15 protein-coding genes and 1 pseudogene are annotated in these 20,897 nt (G+C 72.2%); 13 read left to right on the forward strand and 3 right to left on the reverse strand.

Translation table 11 applies throughout. The annotated features are described in order from the left end of the window. Positions 1 to 41: 41 nt before the first annotated feature. On the reverse strand, positions 42 to 2,756 hold the full coding sequence (locus ACFVXE_RS22930) for a SpoIIE family protein phosphatase (protein WP_389673600.1): 2,715 nt from the start codon (positions 2,754 to 2,756) through the stop codon (positions 42 to 44). Between the two features lie 321 nt (positions 2,757 to 3,077). Beyond that, positions 3,078 to 4,184, reverse strand: a complete 1,107-nt coding sequence (locus ACFVXE_RS22935; RefSeq protein WP_389673602.1) for a Ku protein — start codon at positions 4,182 to 4,184, stop codon at positions 3,078 to 3,080. 66 nt (positions 4,185 to 4,250) lie between these two features. Here ACFVXE_RS22935 and ligD point away from each other — a divergent pair, with 66 nt between their 5' ends. The 8 genes and pseudogenes from ligD (at position 4,251) to ACFVXE_RS22975 (ending at position 13,421) form a co-directional block, all read left to right on the forward strand. After that, positions 4,251 to 5,138, forward strand: coding sequence for a non-homologous end-joining DNA ligase (ligD, locus tag ACFVXE_RS22940; protein ID WP_389673603.1), 888 nt, complete (start codon positions 4,251 to 4,253; stop codon positions 5,136 to 5,138). A 136-nt stretch (positions 5,139 to 5,274) separates the two neighbouring features. After that, on the forward strand, positions 5,275 to 7,416 hold the full coding sequence (locus ACFVXE_RS22945) for a HEAT repeat domain-containing protein (protein ID WP_389673668.1): 2,142 nt from the start codon (positions 5,275 to 5,277) through the stop codon (positions 7,414 to 7,416). Next, positions 7,413 to 7,730 (forward strand): zinc-ribbon domain-containing protein, encoded by a 318-nt coding sequence (locus tag ACFVXE_RS22950; protein ID WP_389673605.1) that lies wholly within the window; start codon positions 7,413 to 7,415, stop codon positions 7,728 to 7,730. The genes ACFVXE_RS22945 and ACFVXE_RS22950 overlap by 4 nt, the downstream gene beginning before the upstream one ends. A 112-nt stretch (positions 7,731 to 7,842) precedes the next feature. Continuing rightward, positions 7,843 to 8,604 (forward strand): hypothetical protein, encoded by a 762-nt coding sequence (locus ACFVXE_RS22955; RefSeq protein ID WP_389673606.1) that lies wholly within the window; start codon positions 7,843 to 7,845, stop codon positions 8,602 to 8,604. Further along, the gene (locus ACFVXE_RS22960; protein ID WP_389673607.1) at positions 8,601 to 9,926 is read left to right on the forward strand and encodes an ATP-binding protein; all 1,326 of its coding nucleotides are present in this window, start codon (positions 8,601 to 8,603) and stop codon (positions 9,924 to 9,926) included. Before ACFVXE_RS22955 ends, ACFVXE_RS22960 begins: the two co-directional genes overlap by 4 nt. Positions 9,927 to 9,981: 55 nt before the next feature. Then, positions 9,982 to 11,361: an FtsW/RodA/SpoVE family cell cycle protein gene (locus ACFVXE_RS22965; RefSeq protein WP_389673609.1), complete on the forward strand. Its 1,380-nt coding sequence runs from the start codon at positions 9,982 to 9,984 to the stop codon at positions 11,359 to 11,361. Between the two features lie 34 nt (positions 11,362 to 11,395). Next, positions 11,396 to 12,850: pseudogene (locus ACFVXE_RS22970) on the forward strand (peptidoglycan D,D-transpeptidase FtsI family protein); the annotation flags it as partial. 91 nt (positions 12,851 to 12,941) lie between these two features. Further along, a complete protein-coding gene (locus tag ACFVXE_RS22975) occupies positions 12,942 to 13,421 on the forward strand; it encodes a DUF3291 domain-containing protein (RefSeq protein WP_389673610.1) in 480 nt (159 codons plus the stop codon). Positions 13,422 to 13,465: 44 nt separating this feature from the next. Here ACFVXE_RS22975 and ACFVXE_RS22980 read toward each other — a convergent pair whose 3' ends face one another. Beyond that, complete coding sequence (locus tag ACFVXE_RS22980) at positions 13,466 to 14,584, reverse strand: ferritin-like domain-containing protein (RefSeq protein WP_389673611.1); 1,119 nt, start codon at positions 14,582 to 14,584, stop codon at positions 13,466 to 13,468. Between the two features lie 178 nt (positions 14,585 to 14,762). Here ACFVXE_RS22980 and ACFVXE_RS22985 point away from each other — a divergent pair, with 178 nt between their 5' ends. From ACFVXE_RS22985 to ACFVXE_RS23005, 5 genes are all read left to right on the forward strand, one after another. Then, positions 14,763 to 15,698, forward strand: coding sequence for a diiron oxygenase (locus ACFVXE_RS22985; RefSeq protein WP_389673612.1), 936 nt, complete (start codon positions 14,763 to 14,765; stop codon positions 15,696 to 15,698). 41 nt (positions 15,699 to 15,739) lie between these two features. After that, positions 15,740 to 16,492, forward strand: coding sequence for a TetR/AcrR family transcriptional regulator (locus tag ACFVXE_RS22990; protein WP_389673614.1), 753 nt, complete (start codon positions 15,740 to 15,742; stop codon positions 16,490 to 16,492). Between the two features lie 33 nt (positions 16,493 to 16,525). Beyond that, positions 16,526 to 16,792 (forward strand): hypothetical protein, encoded by a 267-nt coding sequence (locus ACFVXE_RS22995; protein WP_389673616.1) that lies wholly within the window; start codon positions 16,526 to 16,528, stop codon positions 16,790 to 16,792. 146 nt (positions 16,793 to 16,938) lie between these two features. Continuing rightward, positions 16,939 to 19,536 carry a PQQ-binding-like beta-propeller repeat protein gene (locus tag ACFVXE_RS23000; protein WP_389673617.1) on the forward strand — a complete coding sequence of 866 codons (2,598 nt, stop codon included), beginning with the start codon at positions 16,939 to 16,941 and terminating at the stop codon, positions 19,534 to 19,536. Positions 19,537 to 19,682: 146 nt separating this feature from the next. Beyond that, a complete protein-coding gene (locus ACFVXE_RS23005) occupies positions 19,683 to 20,849 on the forward strand; it encodes an NlpC/P60 family protein (protein WP_389673619.1) in 1,167 nt (388 codons plus the stop codon). The last annotated feature ends 48 nt before the right edge of the window (positions 20,850 to 20,897 follow it).

Genomic DNA, 20,897 nt, shown 5'->3' on the forward strand with positions numbered 1-20,897 from the left:
CACCCGGCGGCGCAGCCCGGCCACGACCGGGGGCGTGTCGTTCAGGACGGCAGGCGCGGGTCCGCGCCCTCGGCGCCCGGGGCCGGTCCGGGCAGTGGCTGCTGCGCCCAGATGACCTTGCCCTCCGGGGTGTACCTGGTGCCCCAGTGCTCGGAGATCTGGGAGACGAGGAACAGCCCCCGGCCTCCCTCGTCCGTCGCGGCCGCGTAACTCAGATGGGGTGAGGTGCTGCTGCCGTCGGACACTTCGCAGATCAGGCTGCGGTCCCGCAGCAGACGCACCCGGACCGGCGGGGACGCGTACCGGATGGCGTTGGTGATCAGCTCGCTGAGAATCAGCTCGGTGGTGAACCCCAGCTCCGACAGGTCCCAGTCGTCGAGCTTCGCCACGACAGCGGCCCGGATCCCGGCCACGGCGACGGGGTCGAGCGGCACGTCCCATTCGGCGATCTGGTCGGCGGTGAGCGCGCGGGTGCGGGCGACGAGCAGCGCCACGTCGTCCGTGGCCTCGGCGGGGAGCAGCGCGTCGAGCACCGCCCGGCAGTGTTCCTCCGGCGACCGGCCCGGATGGGCCAGGGCCCGGCGCAGCAACTCCATCCCCACGTCGATGTCCCTGGTGCGGTCCTCGATCAGCCCGTCGGTGTAGAGGACCAGCTGGGATCCGACGGCCAGATCCAGTTCGGCGGTCTTGAACGGCATGCCGCCGAGCCCCAGCGGCGGTCCGGCAGGGAGCTCGGGGAAGTCCACGCTGCCGTCGGGGTGGACCAGCGCGGGCAGATGGTGCCCGGCGCGGGCCATGGTGCAGTGCCGGGAGACGGGGTCGTAGATCGCGTACAGGCAGGTGGCCCCCACGACCCCCACACCGCCCTCCGCGGTGCCTTCCTCGTTGTCGATGCGGTCGACCAGGTCGTCGAGGTGGCCGAGGAGCTCGTCGGGCGGAAGGTCGAGCGTGGAGAAGTTGTGCACCGCGGTGCGCAGTCGCCCCATGGTGGCCGCGGCGTGCAGACCGTGGCCGACGACATCACCGACGACCAGCGCGACGCGGTTTCCCGACAGCGGGATGACGTCGAACCAGTCGCCGCTGACTCCGGACTGTGCGGGCAGATAGCGGTGGGCGACGTCCAGCGCGTTCTGTTCGGGCAGGGCGCGCGGCAGCAGGCTGCGCTGCAACATCACGGCCAGGGCGTGCTCGCGGGTGTAGCGGCGTGCGTTGTCGATGCTGACCGCGGCACGGGCGACCAGCTCCTCGGCGAGCGACCTGTCGTCCTCGTCGAACGCCCCGGCCTCCCGCAGGCGCCAGAAGTTGGCGAGGCCCAGCACCACGCCCCGCGCCTGCAGCGGCGTCGTGAGGAGCGAGTGGATCCCGTACGCGACGACGTTGCCCGTCCGTTCGGGGTCCTGGGCGTGCCAGCCGGGCGCGGCGGACAGGTCGGGCACCACCACCGACCGGCCGGTGACGAATCCGCGGGCCTGGGGCGTGGAGGGAAGGAACGAGATGAGCCTGCCGCGCGGGTAGAGGGGGTGGTCGTCCCGGATGCCGCTGACAGCGGTGCGGCGCATGTCGGCAGCGGTGCCGGTCGGCTCCTCACCGAGCAGGACGGGGGTCGCGAGGTCGACCGTGACGAAGTCCGCGAAACGGGGGACGGCCATCTCGGCCAGCTCCTCGGCCGTGCGTGTCACGTCCAGGGTGGTGCCGATGCCCATCCCGGCGTCGTACAGCAGCCTGAGACGTTCGTTGACCGTTTCCATCTTCCCGGAGAGCGCCAGGAGCTGGGTGGAGTCGCGCATGGTCGCCACCGTTCCCAGGTGGCTTCCGTCGTTGTCCGTGCGCCGCTGGTTGACCACCAGCATCCGGTCCCCCGCCAGGTACACCTCGTCCGTGGCCTCACGGCCGGAGGTGAGCAGTTCGGCCGTGGCCGCGTCGAGGCCCACCAGTTCTCCGACGGGGCGGCCCAGGGCGTCGGGCGGCAGGTCGAGGAGCCGTTCCGCCTCGTCGTTGGCCAGCAGCAGCCGCCCGTCGTGCCCGACGATGAGCACCCCCTCGCGGACGGCGTGCAGCACCGCGTCGTGGTGTTCGTACATACGGGTCATCTGGGCGGGATCGAGCCCGTGGGTCTGCCTCCGCAGCCGCCTGGCCACCAGTGCGGCCCCGCCCGTGGCCAGGACGAGTGCGGCGGCGCCACTGACGAAGATGACCGTCAGCTGCCTCTCCACCCCGTTGGAGACGCTCTTGACCTTGAGCCCGGCTGCCACCAGGCCCACCACCGGGCCGCTGTGCTCGTTGACGGGGACCACCGCCTGGACTTCCTGGCCCAGGGGTCCGTGGACGCTCTCCACATGGACATGACCCGCCAGCGAGGGTTGGATGTTGCCGACGAACTTCTCTCCGATGCGGCTCGGAAGGGGGTGGGTGTAGCGAATGCCGTTGGTGTCCATCACCACGATGAAGTCGACGCCGGCCAGCCTGCGCGCCTCTTCGGTGAGCGGCTGCAGCACCTTTGTCGGATCGGGTGATTTGAGCGCCGCCACGATCCCCGGGGAGTGCGCGAACGCCTCCGCCGCCGCCACCGAGCGGCGCTCCGCCTCCCGCTCGCCGTCGTGCAGCGACTGGAGGACCAGCGCCAGGACCGCGCCCGCCACCAGCAGGACGATGACCACCGCCTGCAGGAGAAATACCTGCCCGGCTACGCTTCGCGGACCCCTGCCGCTCAGGGACCGAACCGATCTGTTCCGGGATCGGTCGGAATGGTCAGCCATGGCGACATTTCTAACGCTTTCTAGTGATGTATGCCCGTTGAGTCATTCCGCGTCCGATCACCGTCGTCCCGCCGTTTCCGGCCTCGGCTCCGCCCGGACGCATGCGGTCGGTCTCTACGGGGAGTAGGCGCCACTCCCGTAAGGCGGACGCCGAGATGTCCCTCGGGCCTCTTCCCTCAATCGTGCGCCACAAGGGGGGACAGCGCCCGTTGACGACGGGGAGGTCGCACACCGCGCGAGGACGGTCCTCCCGGCCCCCGCCATCGGGTGGTGGCCTCCGCCCGCCCGCGGTGCGGACCCCGGCTCGGCCGGCCGCCGCGGTCAGGCCGAGGCGCGCTTCCGAGGGGCCGCCTTCTTGGCAGCCGGCTTCGCGCCCGCCGACGACTTCGCCGCCTTCGACGCCCCCTTCGACGCCGTCTTCTTGGCGGCCGGCTTCGGGGTCGACCGCGCGGCGGTCTTCCTGGCGGGTGCCCTGCCCGGTGTGGTCTTCTTCGCGGCGGCCTTCCGGCCCGTCCCCTTTCCCGCGGCGACCGGGGCGGCCTTCTTCTTCGCTCCTGTCCCGCCGCTCTTCTTGCGCCCGGCGAGTGAGGTCACCTTGGCGACCGGGGCATCCGCCTTCTCCTTCGCGGCCGTCTCCGCCTCCTCCTCACCGCGGGCCTTCTTCGCCGCCCTGACACTGTTCTCCAGCGCCGCAAGCAGGTCGATCACCTTGCCGCCGCCGGCGTCCTGGGCCGTCGCCGGCTCCAGTACCTCGCCGGAGGCCTTGGACGCGATGAGCGCCTCGACCGCCTCCCGGTAGTCGTCGTGGAGCGTGTCCATGTCGACCTCGCCCAGCGTGGCCATCAGCGCGTCGGCAAGGTCGAGTTCGGCGTCGCGCACCGTGACGTCGGCCTCCGGGGCCACGCCGTCCGTGGCGCGGATCTCGTCGGGCCACAGCAGGCCGTGCATCGCGATCACGTCGTCGACCACGCGCAGCATGCCGAGCCTCTCGCGGCCCCGCAGCGCGTACTTGGCGACGGCGACCTTCCGGCTCCGTTTCAGGGCCTCGCGCAGCAGGGTGTACGGCTTGGCCGCGGGGACCCCGTTGGCGGAGAGGTAGTAGGCCGTGTCCATCTGGAGCGGATCGATCTCGTCGGCGGGCACGAAGGCGACGATCTCGATCGTCTTCGCGGTCGGGAGCGGGAGCGAGCCGAGGTCCTCGTCGGTGATGGGGATGATCGAGCCGTCCGCCTCCTCGTACCCCTTGCCGATCTCGGCGGCCGTCACCTCCTGCTCGTCGAGTTCACAGACCTTCCGGTAGCGGATCCGGCCGCCGTCGGCGAGGTGGATCTGACGGAAGGAGATCGAGTGGTTCTCGGTGGCGTTGACCAGCTTGATCGGGATGCTGACCAGCCCGAAGGAGATCGCACCGTTCCATATGGACCTCACCGTTCACCCCTGCCCGTAGATGGCGTCATATCCCGGTTGATCCAGGATTCATGTGATTCTTATCGTATGACGCCGATCACAGAGGTGGAGGGGCGGCGCCTGGCGCTCAGCAATCTCGACAAGGTGCTGTATCCGGCCACGGGAACCACCAAGGGGGAGGTCCTGCACTACTACGCGGCCACGGCTGCCGGGCCGTTGCTCACCCATCTGCGCAACCGGCCGGTGTCCTTCCTGCGCTATCCGGACGGGCCGGACGGGCAGCTGTTCTTCACCAAGAACCCACCGCCCGGCACCCCGTCCTGGGTCGAGATCGCCGAGGTGCCGCGGCACCCGGCGCAGCCGGCCGGACAGGTCCTCGTGCAGGATCTGGCCACGCTGATGTGGGCGGCGAACCTGGTGGTGGAGTTCCACACGCCGCAGTGGCAGGCCGCTGCGCCGGGGGTCGCCGACCGGATGGTGTTCGATCTCGATCCCGGGGCCCCGGCGACCGTCGTGGAGTGCTGCGCCGTGGCGTCCTGGCTGCGTGAGCGGCTGGCGGCGGACGGGCTGGCCGCCTGCGGGAAGACCTCGGGGTCGAAGGGTCTGCATGTCCTCGTTCCGCTGGAGCCGACCCCCTCCGATCGGGTGTCGGCGTACGCGAAACGGCTGGCGGTGGAGGCGGAGCACGATCTTCCGGGGCTGGTGGTGCACCGGATGACGCGGGCGCTGCGGCCGGGAAAGGTGTTCGTCGACTTCAGCCAGAACGCGGCGGCGAAGACGACGGCCGCGCCGTACACGCTGCGCGCCAGGAGCGAGCCGGCCGTGTCCGCGCCCGTCACCTGGACGGAGGTCGAGGAGTGCCGGACCCCTGCCGGGCTGCACTTCCTGGCCGGTGACATGGCGGGGAGGCTGGAGCGGTACGGAGATCTGCTCGGACCGCTGACCGACCCGGACCGGGCGCGGCCGCTGCCCTGATCCGCCGCACATGCGCATGCATTCGGCCGTTGTCATGCCTGCGAGCAAAAGGCGGCATGTGGGCGGGCGGATTGTCGGAGCGGTGGTGCACACTCGGCCCAGAACACAACGCGTGGATGCGTGGGGAGGCGATGACGTGTTCGCGGGGATCGACGAGGTCGACTGGGCCTCGATGGAGCATGCCTACGGGCCTGCCGATGATGTGCCGGGACTGCTGCGGGGGCTGGCGTCCGCCGACCCGGCGGAGCGCGAGAGCGCGCTGGACGGCATGTACGGAGCGGTCCACCACCAGGGCGATGTGTACGACTGCACGCTCGCCTGCATCCCGTTCCTCCTCGAACTGGTGGTGGATCCGGAGGTGCAGGACCGCGGCGGCCTGGTCGAGCTGCTCACCAGCATCGGCGGCTTCGACCTGGACGAGGAGGAGATCGACGAGGAGGACGTCGAGGGCGCCGCGAACTACGCGATGGCGGCCGCCGCCGTCACCGCCGGCGCCGGGGTGTTCTTCGAACTGGTCGCCGACGAGGACCCGGGGGTCCGGCTCGCCGTGCCGATGGCGCTGGCCACGCTGCACCGCCACCCGGTGCGGGTCCTCGCCCTGCTGCGGGAGCGGCTGCCGGTGGAGCCGGACGAGGAGGTGCGGCTCGCTCTGGTGGAGGCGGCGGGGCGGGTCGCGCTGCGGCACCGTCCGCTGGCCGGCCGGGCGGCCCAGTGGCTGAGCCGCCTCGCCGCGGACCCCCGCTCCCCGGGACTGCGGCTGGCCGCCCTCGCCCAGCTGGCCCGGTGCGCCCCGGACGCGCTGCCGGGCGATGTCGTACGGGTGGTGGCGGGGCTGCTCGGCGAGCTGCGCCCGGCACCGGACGTGGTGGCCGGCGGACCGGATCCGGTGGAGGCCGCGGATCCGGTGGAGGACCCCGGTGGTCCGGGCGAGCCCGCCGAGGAGCGGGGCGCGCCGGTGACCCTGGTGGGGCAGGTGCGGGCGCTGTCCGCGCCGGATTCCGCCGGGCGCACGGCTCCCTGGACGGCGGACCTGCTGCGGACGCTGCACGTCGGGCTCGACGACCGGGTGACCGATCGCACGGCACTGCTGACCGATCAGCTGCGCAGCCCGGACCGTCGGCAGCGCATCGACGCCGTGCGGATGAGCAGCGGACTGATACGGGCCTGGCGGGGCTCGTACGAGGAGCTGGTCCACCTCGTGGGTGTCCAGCTCGCCGACCCGGAACCGCGGCTGGCCGAGGCGGCCTCGCATGTGCTGGAGGAGCTGTTCGGACTGGCCGCACCGGCTGCGGACGCGCTGGCGGCGCGGGTGGCGGCGGATCCCGGGTCCTGGGTGAAGGAGTGGGCGAGCGGGCCGGCGGGGCTCGGCAGTGCGGTGAAGGCGCTGGCCAGGCTGGGTGACGCCAGGGCCCTTCCCGCGCTGGCCGCCGCGCTGGAACGGGCCGAGGTGCCGCACGACGTGGGTTTCGCCATCGGCCATCTGGGGGCGGCAGCGGCGCCGCTCGCCGGTGTGCTGCGCCGCGGCCTCGGCCGGCTCGATCTCGACGAGGGGGTGTACGACCGGGCGAACCCGCTGCTCGGCGGAGTGACGGCGCTGCGGGCGGGCGAGGCGGCGCCGGAGGTGCTTCGGGTGCTGCGAGGGGCGCCGGAGTACCGCGGGGAGTGGCTGCGGACGTCGGCGCTCCGGGCGCTCGGCTCGTTCGGACCCGCGGCGCGGTGCGCCGTCCCGGAGCTCCGGTCGCTGATGAGGAGCCGCCCCGGCACCCCGGCGGCGACGGAGGCGGCGCGGGCGCTGTGGGCGGTCGAGGGGGATGCCGAGGCCGTGCTGCCGGTGCTGATCGAGGGGATGCGGTCGGAGCACGTGCACGAACAGCGGCCGGCGGTCTGCGCGCTGGGCAGGCTGGGGGCGCGGGCGGCGGCGGTGGCGCCCGCGCTGCGGGCGCTGCTGCACCACGACGAGCTGTGGCTGCGGGTGGAGGCGGCGATCGCGCTGTGGGAGGTGTCCGGGCGGACCGAGGAGTCCGTACCGGTCATGCTGGCGGCGTGGGAGAAGAACCGTCATGTCAGGGTCCGGGTGGCGGAATGCCTGGCGCAGATGGGTGTTGCTGGTGCAGGGTCGGATGCGGCACGCGCACTGCGCGCCGAACTCGCCTCCGTCCGCCGTCACAACGCGATGGACGGCGGGTACGGCAGCCACGACACACACGAGGACGAAAAGCTGCTGGCGCTCTGCCGGCAGGCGCTCACGGGAACAACGGGGAAGGGGCCCACGACATGATCATTTTTGGTACGCGAGGCTATCTGTACCAACTGGCCGTTCTGACACTGGTCTGCGGCTGGTGCGGCAACCCGGCCGCGCACACACTGCGGAAGCGGGTCACGAAGTTCACGCTGTTCTTCGTGCCGCTGTTCCCCTTCTCCACGAAGTACGCGACCCAGTGCACGTTCTGCGGCGGCGAGCAGAAGATCCCGAAGGAGCAGGCCGACCAGCTGCTCGCGCAGCACGTGGCGTCGCAGGACGGAAACCCGTTCGGGCAGGCGCAGCAGCAGCCGGGCTTCGCCCAGGACGGTCAGAACCCGTACCAGCGCTGAGCAGTCACACGTTCACGCGGCAAAAGAGACATAGCGCGCTTCCTTCCGAATAGGGTCTACGGGTCACGGGTCGGCGGACCCGTGGGCCGGACGTCCGGGAAGGGAGGGAGCCGTGGGCCCGCATCGCCGGGTGACACGCCGCGCGACGGTGGCCCTGGCGGCCGGCGTCGGCGCCGCGCTGCTGGCCGGCTGCGGCACCGGCGGCGGACTTCGGAGCGCGGGGAGAGCCCCGTCCGCCGTCGGACCCGCCCGCCTGTGGCCGCAGCTGCCGCCCGCCTCCGCCGCTCCGTACGACTACGGCGAGGGCGCGACGGCGCGCATCCCCGGGATCGAGGTCCCGCACGACGATGTGCGCGAGGTCGATCCGGTCGCCGTGGTGCAGGCCGGCCTGAAGGCCACCACCAGCCGGTCCAGCGGCACGGACGAACTGCCCGCCGGCACGGTACGGAAGATCACCGCGTGCCGTACCGCGCCCGCCGGATGCCCCGTGCTGCGGCCGTACTTCCGTGATCTGACGGGTGACGGCAGGGATGACATGGTGCTCGGCATCCGGCGGAGCGACGGGCGGCTCTCCGTGCGGGTCTACATGGCGGACGGCGGCGCGCTGACCCGGATCATGGCCGTCTCGGACGCGGTGATCAGCGTGGAACTGGCCGGGCCGGACGTGATCATGCGGGTGCCGTCGGCCATCGCGGGATACGAGTACCGGACGGCCTGGTCCTGGGACGGCCGGCAGCGCGCGATGCTGCCGGCGCAGGACGAGATCCTACGGATGATCCCGCACCCGGAGCTGAGCGCCCGGCCCAGCGCGGACGCCACGGCGCGGCCGAGCACGGTGCCGTCGTCGGCCGCCGCCTCCGCGGGGCGGCGATGACGGAACGGCGGCGGCTGCGGCCGCCCTCGTGGACGGCGACGCTCACCTGGAAGTCGGCGGTGTTCATCACCGTGATGTGCTGTGCGCTCGCCGCACTGCTGGGCGCACTGGTGCACACCGCGGTGACCCGGCAGACCGTCGGCGAGGCCCGCGGCAAGGCGCTCTCCCGGCTCGCCGCAGCGACCGTGGCGTACGAGGCGGGCGAAGCGCTCCCGCCCGGTTCCGGTATCGATCCGCCCGGGCTGCCCGCGTCGCTGCGCGCCCTGGCCGTCGGCGGGCGGCGGGGCACGCTCCTCGCCGCCCGGGACGGGCGTCCGGCGATGTGGGCCGCGGCCCCGGCCGAGGGCCGCGCGCTGGCCACCTCGGTCGACTACAGCCAGAGCGCCCGCACGATCAACGGCCTCGACCGGGCGATCGTCGGCTCGTCCCTGCTGGCGATCGGCGCCACGCTGCTGGTCGGCGCGTTCGCCGTCACCCGGGTCACCCGGCGGCTCCACCAGACCGCCCGGGTGGCCCGCCGGATCAGTGCGGGCGATCTCGACGCCCGGGTCGACGACCCCCGTAGCGCCGACCCTTCGCGACCGCCGGACGAGGTGGCGACCGTCGCCGTGGCGCTGGACACGATGGCGTCCACCCTCCAGCGCAAGCTGCTGGCCGAGCAGCGTTTCACCGCCGATGTGGCGCACGAGCTGCGCACGCCGCTGACCGGCCTCTCGGCCGCCGCTGAACTGCTGCCGCCGGGACGCCCGGCCGAGCTGGTGCGGGACCGGGTCCGGGCGATGCGGGCGCTGACCGAGGATCTGCTGGAGATCTCCCGGCTCGACGCCCGTACGGAGCGGGTCGACCTCGCGGTGCACGAACTGGTGCCGCTGGCCGTGCGGGTGGTGCGTGCGTCGGGGACGCGGACCGCGATCCGCGTCGTGGGCTCGCAGGACGGCGGCGGGGCGGGCAGCGTACGGGTCGAGACCGACCGGCGGCGGCTGGAGCGGGTCCTGGGCAATCTGATCGCCAACGCGCACCGGCACGGCCGCCCGCCCGTGGTCCTGACGGTCGACGGGCCGGTGGTGACCGTGCGCGATCACGGGCCCGGCTTCCCGGAGTACCTGCTGGCCGGCGGCCCGCAGCGGTTCCGCACCGAGGCCGGCGGCAAGGGCCACGGGCTCGGACTGACCATCGCCGCCGGGCAGTCGGCGGCCATCGGCGCCGAGCTCGTCCTCGGCAACGCGGAGGACGGCGGGGCGGTTGCGCGCCTGACGCTCCCCGAGTACGTACAGCTCCGCGAGGACGAACCGCCCGGCGGCGACCACCCCGAAGTGACATAGCGGAAAAGAAGTGACGTAAGGGAAATAACGCCCGCCTCTTGCTACGTTGCGTGGCATGACCGCAACGAGGACGGACGCGCCCCCGCCGGAGCTACGCCTGCCCAGGCGGCGCGGAGTCGAGCTCGCCCTCCTCGTCGGGGCGGTCCTCATCTCCGTCTACGGCTACGCGGCCGTCGGCCTCGCCCGCAACGACGCGGTCCCGCCCGACGTCGCCGGTTACGGCGCGGGCCTCGGGCTGCTCGCCCTCCTCGCTCATCTGGCCGTCCGCTTCCGCGCCCCGTACGCCGATCCGCTGCTGCTCCCGATCGCCGTCCTGCTCAACGGTCTCGGCCTGGTCCTGATCTACCGGCTCGACCTGGAGACCCCGAAGGACCAGGCCGCACCCACCCAACTGATCTGGTCGACGCTCGGGGTCGCGTTCTTCGCCCTGGTCGTCGTCTTCCTCCGTGACCACCGGTTGCTCCAGCGGTACGCGTATCTCTCGGTCGCCGCCGCCCTCGTCCTGATGATCGTGCCGATCTTCTTCCCCGCGGTGAACGGCGCCAAGATCTGGATCCGGGTCGGCGGATTCTCCTTCCAGCCGGGCGAGTTCGCCAAGATCCTGCTCGCCGTGTTCTTCGCCGCCTACCTCGCTGCGAACCGCAACGCCCTGGCCTACACCGGCCGCAAGGTCTGGAGGCTCCAGCTCCCCACCGGCCGCGTCCTCGGGCCGATCGTGGCGATCTGGCTGATCAGCGTCGGTGTGCTGGTCCTGGAGCGCGATCTCGGCACCTCACTGCTCTTCTTCGGACTCTTCGTGATCATGCTGTACGTGGCCACCGGCCGGACCGGCTGGATCGCGGTGGGGCTGCTGCTCGCCGCGGTCGGCGCGTTCGTCGTCGGCTCCTTCGAACCGCATGTGCACAGCCGGGTGCAGGACTGGCTCGATCCGTTCGCCACCATCGACGCCGGCCAGGGGCCGAGCCAGCTCGCCCAGTCACTGTTCGCGTTCGCCGCCGGCGGCATGCTCGGCACCGGACTCGGCCTCGGACACTCGATCCTCATCGGCTTCGCCGCCAAGTCGGACTTCATCCTGGCCACGGCGGGCGAGGAGCTCGGGCTGTCCGGGCTGACCGCGGTCTTCCTGCTGTACGCGCTGCTGGTCGCCCGGGGCTACCGGGCCGGTCTCGCCCTGCGCGACCCCTTCGGGCGGCTGCTGTCGATCGGTCTCGCCTCGATCCTGGCCCTGCAGGTGTTCGTGATCGCGGGCGGCGTGATGGGGCTGATCCCGCTGACGGGCATGGCGATGCCGTTCCTCGCCCAGGGCGGGTCGTCCGTCGTCACCAACTGGATCATCGTGGCGTTGCTCATCCGGGTCAGCGACCTCGCCCGCAGACCCCACCCCGACCAGGTGGAGACCGGGGTCGTCGCACCGATCGTGGAGGACCGGCCGTGACCGTGTACACGCCGAACACCGCGGAGGGTGCGCGGTGATCCCTTACATCCGGCGGGCCGCCGCGTTCTGCCTGCTGCTGCTCATCGCACTGCTGCTGAACGCCGCCCGCATCCAGGTCTTCATGGCGGACGAGCTGAACGACAACCCCGCCAACCGCCGCAGCACCATCACCCGTTACGGACAGCCGCGCGGGAACATCCTGGTCGGCAGGGAGTCCGTCACCGGCTCCAGGAACACCGGCGGGCAGCTCACGTACGAACGCACGTACACCGATGGCCCGCTGTACGCTCCGGTCACCGGCTACGCCTCACAGACATACGGCACGACGCTGATCGAGAACGCCGAGGACGACATCCTCTCCGGCACCGATCCACTGCTCGCCCCGCTGCCGCTGTGGAACGAGATCACCCGCAGCCAGCAGCCCGGCGGCAATGTCGTCACGACCATCAAGGACTCGATGCAGCGGGCCGCGTACGACGGGCTCGGCGGGCGCCGTGGTGCGGTCGCCGCCGTCGAACCGTCCACCGGCAAGATCCTGGCGCTGGTCTCGACCCCCTCGTACGACCCCGAACGACTCTCCGGCACCGGCTCGTCGGTCACCGACGCCTGGCGGCAGCTCACCACGGCGAAGAGCCAGCCGATGCTCAACCGGGCCATCCGGCAGACCTACCCGCCCGGCTCGACCTTCAAGATCGTCACGGCGGCGGCGGCGCTCGACACGGGCGTGGTCGAGGATCCCGACGCCGGGACCGACACCCCGTCGCCGTACGTGCTCCCCGGAACCAGCACCACACTCCCCAACGAGGCGACCGGCTGCGAGCAGGCGTCGCTCGCCGAGGCGATCCGGGTCTCCTGCAACACCGTGATGGCCCATCTGGGGGTACAGGTGGGGCTGGACGGGATGGTGACGGCGGCGGAGAAGTTCGGCTTCGACGACACCGGCCTGAGAATTCCGTCCGGGGTGGCCAAGAGCAATTTTGACACCGACATGAGCAAGGACCAGCTGGCCCTTTCGTCCATCGGCCAGTTCAACACGACGGCGACCCCGCTGCAGATGGCCATGGTGGCATCGGCCGTGGCGAACGGCGGTGACCTCGAATACCCGTATCTGGTCGACCGCACGACCACCAGGGGCGGCGCCACCGTCCATCAGAACAGCACCCGCCTGTACCACCGGGCGATGAGCCCGCAAACGGCGATGCGACTGCAGCAGATGATGGTCGACGTCGTGGAGCGGGGCACCGGCTCCAACGCCGCGATCGACGGGGTGACGGTCGGCGGCAAGACCGGCACCGCCCAGCACGGGATCGACAACTCCGGCACGCCGTACGCCTGGTTCATCTGCTGGGCGCAGGTGCCGGGCTCCGGGCGGCCGGCCGTCGCGGTCGCCGTGGTCGTCGAGGACGCCGAGGCGCGCCGCGGGGACATCAGCGGTGGCGGCAGCGCCGCGCCGATCGCCCGGGCGGTGATGGAGGCGGCGCTGCGGGAGCGAGCACCCGGAGCCGGCAGTTCCGGATCCGGCGCGTCTCGCGGACCGGAAGGGCCCGTGCGGCACGGGACGCCCTGATTACTGTTCGGCCATGGCATCCATCACGCCGCGGCCCGGCCACGAGCTCGCACAGGTGAACATCGCACGGCTCAGATTCCCGCTCGATTCACCGGAGTTGAAGGAGTTCGTCGACGCGCTGGATCCGGTCAACGCGGTCGCGGACCGGGCTGCCGGTTTCGTCTGGCGACTGCAGAGCGAGAGCGGGAACGCCACCGACGTACCCATTCTCGGGGACTCCTGGCTGATCGTGAACATGTCGGTGTGGCGTGACACGGACGCGCTGACGGCCTTCATGTACCAGGGCCGGCACCGCGAGCTCCTCGCCCGGCGCCGCGAGTGGTTCGAGCGCGTCGAGGAGGCGATGACCGTGTTGTGGTGGGTGCCCGCCGGGCAGCGCCCGACAGTGCGTGACGCCGAGGAGCGCCTGCTCCACCTGCGCGAACACGGCTCCACGGAGCGGGCGTTCACCCTGCGCACCGGTTTCCCGGCGCCCGCCCCGGCCGTCGACTGAGCCATCGGTCGGCGGCGGCCCGGCACGGTCGCCGCCCGCGGCGGTCAGGCCGCGCCGTCCACCGCCGCACCGTCGGATATCGCGTCCTCGACCTCCGCGACACGGGCCTGCTCCTCCGCCGCGAACCGGTCCCGGTCCAGCTGCTCGGCGATCTCCTCGTCCTGGGCCATCAGGAGGTCCAGGCTGGAGTCGCCGAGCTCGAAGACGCCCATGTCGACATAGGCCTTCTGGAGCCGCTCGCCCCACAGTCCGATGTCCTTGACGCACGGCACGATCCGGCTGAACAGCAGCTTGCGGAAGAGCTGCAGGTACTCCGAGTGCTCGGAGAGCTCCTTGGCCTCCTGCTTGCCGATGCCGAAGTTCTCCAGCACCTCGACACCGCTGAGCCGGTCCCGCATGAGGTAGCAGCCCTCGATGACGAACTCCTCGCGTTCGCGCAGTTCGGCGTCGCTCAGCTGCTTGTAGTAGTCGCGCAGTGCCATCCGCCCGAAGGCGACGTGGCGGGCCTCGTCCTGCATGACGTAGGCGAGGATCTGCTTGGGCAGCGGCTTGGTCGTGGTGTCGCGGATCATGCCGAACGCGGCCAGCGCCAGTCCCTCGATCAGGACCTGCATGCCCAGGTAGGGCATGTCCCAGCGGGAGTCGCGCAGGGTGTCACCCAGCAGCCCCTGCAGGTTGTCGTTGATCGGGTAGAGCATCTGCACCTTCTCGTGCAGGAACCGGCCGTATATCTCCGCGTGCCGGGCCTCGTCCATGGTCTGGGTGGCGGAGTAGAACTTCGCGTCCAGGTCGGGGACGGACTCCACGATCCGGGCGGCGCAGACCATGGCGCCCTGCTCGCCGTGGAGGAATTGGCTGAACTGCCAGGAGGTGTAGTGCTTGCGCAGCTCCCCCCGGTTCTTCTCGGTCATCCTGGCCCAGTGCGGGGTGCCGTACAGCGTGAGCGCCTCGTCCGGGGTGCCCAGCGGGTCGGCGGGGTCGACCTCCAGTCCCCAGTCGATGCGCTTGTTGCCGTCCCACTGCTTGTCCTTGCCCTTCTGGTAGAGGGCGAGAAGGCGTTCGCGGCCGTCGTCGTAGTCCCAGCTGAAGCGGGCCGCGCCGGAGGCGGGCACCTGCCACAGGGGCGTGTCGGGGGCGGTGGTGTAGAGGTCGTGTGTCGACACGGACGGCTCCTTCGCCTCGCATGCTCGGACAAATTCCGCTGCGGTTGCGTCAGTTGGCAGGTTCACACGTTGGTAGACGCCGGGTCAACAAGTCACGCGTGAGGGATTGACGGCCTTGCTGACAAGGAGTCTCATAAGGAGTGACCGCCGGTAACTCATGTGTGAAGGGCGCCCAGTCATGACGACAGTGACCGAACGCGACGTGCAGGTGCTCCGCGACGCACTCGGCCCGCTCCGGGACCGTGAGCAGATCGCCGAGCGCCTTCTGGAGTCCTCGGCCAAGCACTCCTTCGATCCGGACACCGAGCTCGACTGGGACTCCGCGATCGAGGACGGCAAGTGGTTCTGGCCGCCCGAGCTCGTCTCCCTCTACGACACCCCGCTGTGGCGGAAGATGTCGCAGGAGCAGCAGATGGACCTGGCCCGGCACGAGGCGGCGTCGCTCGCCTCGCTCGGCATCTGGTTCGAGATCATCCTGATGCAGCTGCTGGTCCGGCACATCTACGACAAGCCGGTGACCAGCAACCACGTCCGCTACGCACTCACCGAGATAGCCGACGAATGCCGGCACTCGATGATGTTCGGCCGCATGATCCAGTGGGGGCAGGCGCCCAACTATCCCGTACCGCGCGTCTATCACAACCTGGCACGCGTGCTGAAGACCGTTTCCACCACGCCCGGTTCGTTCGCCGCGACCCTGCTCGGCGAGGAGATCCTGGACTGGATGCAGCGGCTGACCTTCCCGGACGAGCGCGTCCAGACCCTGGTGCGCGGAGTGACCCGGATCCACGTGGTCGAGGAGGCACGGCACGTCCGCTACGCCCGTGAGGAACTGCGTCGCCAGATGGTCACCTCGCCGCGCTGGGAGCGCGAGCTGACCCGGGTGAGCTGCGGGGAGGCGGCGCGTGTCTTCTCCGTCTGCTTCGTCAACCCCCAGGTGTACGAGAACGTCGGCCTGGACCGCCGCGAGGCCGTCGCCCAGGTCAGGGCGAGCGGTCACCGGACGGAGGTCATGCAGTCGGGCGCGAAACGGCTGACGGACTTCCTCGACGACATCGGTGTGCTGAACGGGGTGGGACGCAGGCTGTGGAAGAGCTCGGGCCTGCTGGCCTGAGCCCGCTCCCGCTGCGCGGCGGACGGCTTACGCTTCGTGACATGACCCCTGCCGCCGCAGCCCCGCCGACCCGCGCGTACCGAAGGCTCAGCGTCGAGGAGCGCCGCAGGCAGCTCCTCGCCGCGGCCCTCACCCTCTTCGCGCACCGGGCGCCCGACGAGGTCTCGCTCGACGAGGTCGCGGCGATCGCCGGCGTCTCCCGCCCGCTGGTCTACCGCTACTTCCCCGGCGGGCGGCAGCAGTTGTACGAAGCGGCTCTGCGGTCCGCCGCCGACGAGCTCAAGCTCTGCTTCGCCGAGCCGCCCGAGGGCCCGCCCACGGAACGGGTGACGCGGGTGGTCGGCCGCTATCTCGCCTTCGTCGACCAGCACGACACCGGGTTCAGCGCGCTGCTGCGCGGCGGCAGCGTCGCCGAGACGTCCCGGACGACTGCGATCGTCGACGAGGTGAGACGGGCGGCGGCCGATCAGATCCTGCTGCATCTGGGGCGGAGCGAGGCCTGTCCGCCCGGCCCCCGGCTGCGGATGATGGTGCGGACCTGGATCGCGGCCGTCGAGGCGGCTTCCCTGATCTGGCTGGACGAGGAGAAGCAGCCTTCCGTGGACGAGTTGCGCGGCTGGCTGGTCGACCAGCTGACAGCCCTGCTCGCGGCCACCGCGGCGACGGACGAGGAGACGGCGGCCGTGGTGGCGGAGCTGCTGCCGCTGGAGACCGCGGCCGGTCCGGCCGGAGCCCTCGCGGCGCGGCTGATCCCGGTGGTCGCCGGGGCGGTCCACCTGCTGCCGCCGGACTGAGCCCCCGGACACGCCCTGGGTCAGACTGGGGGTGTGAGAAGCGAGAACACCACCTTCAGGGGCGGCCCGCTGGACGGGCGGGTACTGCCCGTCCTGGTCGGCGCGACCGGCCACCCGCCCAAGTGGTACGAGGTCCCGGTACCGGCCGCGGACGGCGGACCGGCGACCGTGCACGCCTACCGGCGGGTCCCGGCCGGATACTCCAAGCGGCTGGGTGTGCAGCGCGGCTGGGCGTACGAGTACGCCCCCGAGGGCCGAGAGCGGCACACTCCCAAGTGGCCCTGGTCGAAACCGAGCTGACGGCGCAGCGGCCGGCCCGGCGGGTCGGCCGGATCAGGAGTTCCGGAAGATGCGCGCGCCCGGCGCTGCGACACCGCGCCCCGATTGCCGGACCCTCTAGGATCGTCGGATCCATGGTCACGAGAACGGTCACAAGGGGGTGCGCCATGGAGGCGCTGCGTCAGGACGATCCACGCCGCTTCGGTCCGTACACCGTGGTGGCGCGGTTCCGTGAGACGGCCAGCGCCGTGCAGTACCTCGCGCACGACGCAGCACTTGACGGCGCCCCGGACGGCGCAGTCGTGATCACCGCCGCCCGGCCCGGACTCGCCGCGCTGCCGGTCTTCCGCCGCCGCTTCGGGGCGGAGGTACGCACCGCGGACCGGCTGGCGGGAGGCTGGGTCCAGCCGCAGCTCGCCACCCGCACGGACGACGGGGAGCTGTGGACGGCCGCGGCGTACGTGCCGGCGCTGACGCTCGCCGAGGCGATCGACGCCACGGGGCCGCTCCCCGAACGTGCCGTCCGGATACTGGGCGCGGGCATCGCCGAGACCCTCTCCCGGGTGCACGCCACCGGCGCCGTACTGGAGGGGCTGGCACCGCGTACGGTGCTGCTGGCCGCGGACGGACCGCGGCTGGCCGCCTTCGGCCCGCTGGGCGCGGCGGCCGCCGCGGAGGCCGGACCGGGCGGACAGCTGTCCGTGCGGCTCGGCTATCTGACCCCGGAACAGGTCGAGGGCGAGACCGCGGGGCCGGCCTCCGACCTCTTCGTACTGGGCCTGCTGCTGGCGTACGCGGCGACCGGCACGACCCCGCTCGCCGACGGTCCGGCGGCGGAGGCGGCCGAACGGATCGCCCGTGCGGACCCCGAACTGGGCGCCGTTCCGGAAGGGCTGCGCGATCTCATCGCCCGCTGTCTGGCCAAGGACCCGGCCGGGCGGCCGAGCTCGGGGACGGTGGCGGCGGAGCTGGCTCTGGAAGGGGCGGCGGCGCTCGCGAAGGGCGGCTGGCTGCCCGAGCCGCTGACCAAGGCGCTCACGGAACAGGCCTCCCGGGTAAGGGAGTCGGTGTCCGGCGGGCCGGCCGCTCCCCCACCGGACGGCCCCGCCGACGCGGTCCCCCGCTCGGCCCTCGCCGGTCCTTCCGACGCGAAGCCGGCCATCCCCGCCCCCGGCATCCCCACCCCGGGCCACGGCCACGACACCGGCGACACCGGCGACACCGGCGAGGACACCCGGACCACCCGGATCGGGAGCGTCGGCAGCCCCCGCTCCCCGGAGCCCGACCGCCCGACCACCCAGCTGTCCATCCCGCGCGAGCGGACCGGTCCCCCCGACCGTCTGCCCGCCGTCCTGCCGCCGGTGGCGCCGCTCGTGCCGCGCCCGCTCCCTGCCCCCGCGGCAGCGGCCCCCGCCCCGCCGCCGCCCCCGGCGCCCCCCTCCCCCGTTCTCGACCGCCGCACCCTGCTGTTCGGCGCCGCCGCCGGGGTGGCCGGACTGGTCGTCGGCGGCGGCGGTGTGCTCGCCCTCGGCTCCGTCGGCTCCGACGCCTCGGACGACAGCAAGTCCCCCCCGGCCCCCAGCCGGCCCACCGTGGCCGGGCTGCCGCCGCGGCCACGCTGGGTGTACACGCACCCCGCCGCCGAGCCCGCGCCGCTCACCACCGCCCTCTGGAACGGCCGGCTGCTCGTCCTGACCAGTGCGACCGGGGCGTTCGGGGTCGATCTGCGGACCGGCCGCCGCCTCTGGGAGTGCCGGGACGCGGCCGGCGGGCAGGCGGCGATGGCGGCCGGCGACGCGTTCTGCTTCGTCGCCGGGCCGTCCGAGTTCCTCTGGCTGTCGCCGAAGGACGGGCAGGTCGCCCACCGGGTGGCGTACGAGGACCAGTTCGCGGACGCGCCGCGGCTGACGGTGTCCGACGTCATCGGCCGGTCCGGGGCCACCGTCTGGTTCACCGGCTCGCACAAGGTCACCGTGAAGGCGAAGAAGCCGAAGAAGGGCAAGAAGCGCGGGAAGGACACCGAGGCCGTCCTCTCGCACCTGTTCGCCTACGACATCGTGCGACGCAAGGAGCTGTGGCGGACCTCCGTACCCACCGGACGTGAATCGACAGCGCCCGCCTACCAGTTGATTGCCGTCCAGCCGGACACCCTGGTCGTGCGCCAGAAGAGCGCGACGCTCACCCCGGGCGACGTCAAGGCCGCGAAGGGCAGGGCGGTCTTCCGCGGCTTCGACCTCGGCAGCGGGAAGGCCTCGTGGACCAAGTCGTTCGGCGCCGTCGGCCCGGACGGGGCGGCCGTCGGTGACGGCCAGGGAGTCCTGTACGCGGCGGCGGGCGACACCCTCCAGTCGTTCGACCTGCCCGCGGGCAAGCCGAAGTGGACACTGAACGGCGCCCCGGGGGCCGCGTACGGAACACCGGTCCCGGCCGGTGCGCTGCTGCACACCAGCAACCGGAACCAGGAGGTGGGCGCGGTCGAGCGCGCATCGGGGAAGCTGCGCTGGCGGCGGTCGACGGAGGCGGTGCCCGGCGGATCGGCTCCCGCCGTCACGGTGAGTGCCACCGGTTCGACCCTGCTGGCGGCCGGAGCCGCGCAGGTCACCGCGTTCGCCGCGGCGGACGGACGACGGCTGTGGAAGTTCGTGGACATCGGGGTGCAGGACCCGAAGGGGGCCACGGTCACCGCCCCGTACCGGGTCCTGGCGTCCGGGAGGAGCGCCGTGGTCCAGCGCGACCGGATCTTCTACGCGTTCCCCGTGGAATGACCCGGGCCCGGCCCCGCCTTCCGGGCTAATCCGGCCGCCGAAACGCCGCGGGGTTCTTGCATCGCCCGCCCCCGAGTGACCGTATGGACGCGTCGCGCTCACTCATGGGGCAGTCGCACGATCGCCCCGCCACTGGAGGTGATCCCGTGCCGTCCACGGTTCTGCGCTCCGTATGCGCAGCGACGCTCGCCGCGGTCGTTGTCGCCTCACCCGCCGTCGCCGCCCCCGCGGCTCCGGCCGCTCCCGGCGCTTCGGGCACCGCCCGCGGGCCACGTGCCACGAAGACCGTCTCCGAGCTGTTGACCGAACTCAAGAAGCTGTACCAGCAGGCCGAGGAGGCCAGCGAGGCGTACAACGGGACGGCTTCGGAGCTGAAGAAGCGGAACACCGAGGCCAAGAAGCTCGCCGCGGCACTCGGCGGGGCCAGGGCCGCGCTGGCACGCAGCCGCGACGACGCGGGGCGGCTGGCCCGCGAGCAGTACCAGGGCCGGTCCGACTTCTCCTCGTACGTACAGCTGCTGCTGTCCAGCGATCCGGAGCACGCCCTGGACCAGGGGTACGTGATCCGGCGGGTGGCGGCCGGACGGGCCACGACCCTGAAGCGGCTCACCGGCGCCGAGAAGCGCGCCCACGAGCTGGCCACCGCGTCCCGCAAGGTGCTCGGGAAGCAGCGGGCGCTGACCGCGCGGAAGAAGAAGGACCGCGACAAGGTGCGCGCGCGGCTGAAGAAGGTGGAGACGCTGCTGGCCACCCTCACCGCCCAGCGGATCGCCGAGCTGGCCCGGCTGGAGCGGCAGCGCGCGGAGAAGGCCCAGGAAGTACTGGTCGCCTCGGGTGCCCTGGCCGGGTCCCGTCGCCCGTCGCAGGAGGGCGACGAGGCGGTCCGGTACGCGATCCGGCAGCTCGGCAAGCCGTATGTGTGGGGCGCCGAGGGGCCCGGTTCCTTCGACTGCTCCGGGCTCACCTCGCAGGCGTGGGCCAGCGCGGGCCGCACCATTCCGCGTACCTCGCAGGAACAGTGGCGGCAGCTGCCGAGGGTGTCCGTGAGCTCACTGCGCCCGGGCGATCTGGTGATCTACTTCCCGAAGGCCACCCATGTGGCCCTGTACATCGGCAACGGCCTGGTGGTGCAGGCGCCCCGCCCGGGCTCCCAGGTGAAGATCTCGCCGGTGGCGTCCAATCCGCTGCTGGGCGCCGTACGGCCGGATCCGGCGAACGCGCCGCTGCGTACGTACGACCCCCCGGAGCTGCCCAAGGGCGCGTCGGACGGCGCGGACACCGGGTACAGCTCCGTGTCCGCGCCGGGCGGCTAGCCGCACCCGACGCCCCCGTACACACGTCAGCCGGGCCGCGCCCCGTCG

This window comes from Streptomyces sp. NPDC058231 (assembly GCF_042882275.1).
GTDB lineage: Bacteria > Actinomycetota > Actinomycetes > Streptomycetales > Streptomycetaceae > Streptomyces.

Bases quoted from the DNA above. Each gene is read 5' to 3' on its own strand.
- ACFVXE_RS22930 (WP_389673600.1), bottom strand. From the start codon at position 2,756: ATGGCTGACCATTCCGACCGATCCCGGAACAGATCGGTTCGGTCCCTG.
- ligD (WP_389673603.1), top strand. From the start codon at position 4,251: ATGACGCCGATCACAGAGGTGGAGGGGCGGCGCCTGGCGCTCAGCAAT.
- ACFVXE_RS22950 (WP_389673605.1), top strand. From the start codon at position 7,413: ATGATCATTTTTGGTACGCGAGGCTATCTGTACCAACTGGCCGTTCTG.
- ACFVXE_RS22960 (WP_389673607.1), top strand. From the start codon at position 8,601: ATGACGGAACGGCGGCGGCTGCGGCCGCCCTCGTGGACGGCGACGCTC.
- ACFVXE_RS22965 (WP_389673609.1), top strand. From the start codon at position 9,982: ATGACCGCAACGAGGACGGACGCGCCCCCGCCGGAGCTACGCCTGCCC.
- ACFVXE_RS22975 (WP_389673610.1), top strand. From the start codon at position 12,942: ATGGCATCCATCACGCCGCGGCCCGGCCACGAGCTCGCACAGGTGAAC.
- ACFVXE_RS22985 (WP_389673612.1), top strand. From the start codon at position 14,763: ATGACGACAGTGACCGAACGCGACGTGCAGGTGCTCCGCGACGCACTC.
- ACFVXE_RS22990 (WP_389673614.1), top strand. From the start codon at position 15,740: ATGACCCCTGCCGCCGCAGCCCCGCCGACCCGCGCGTACCGAAGGCTC.
- ACFVXE_RS23000 (WP_389673617.1), top strand. From the start codon at position 16,939: ATGGAGGCGCTGCGTCAGGACGATCCACGCCGCTTCGGTCCGTACACC.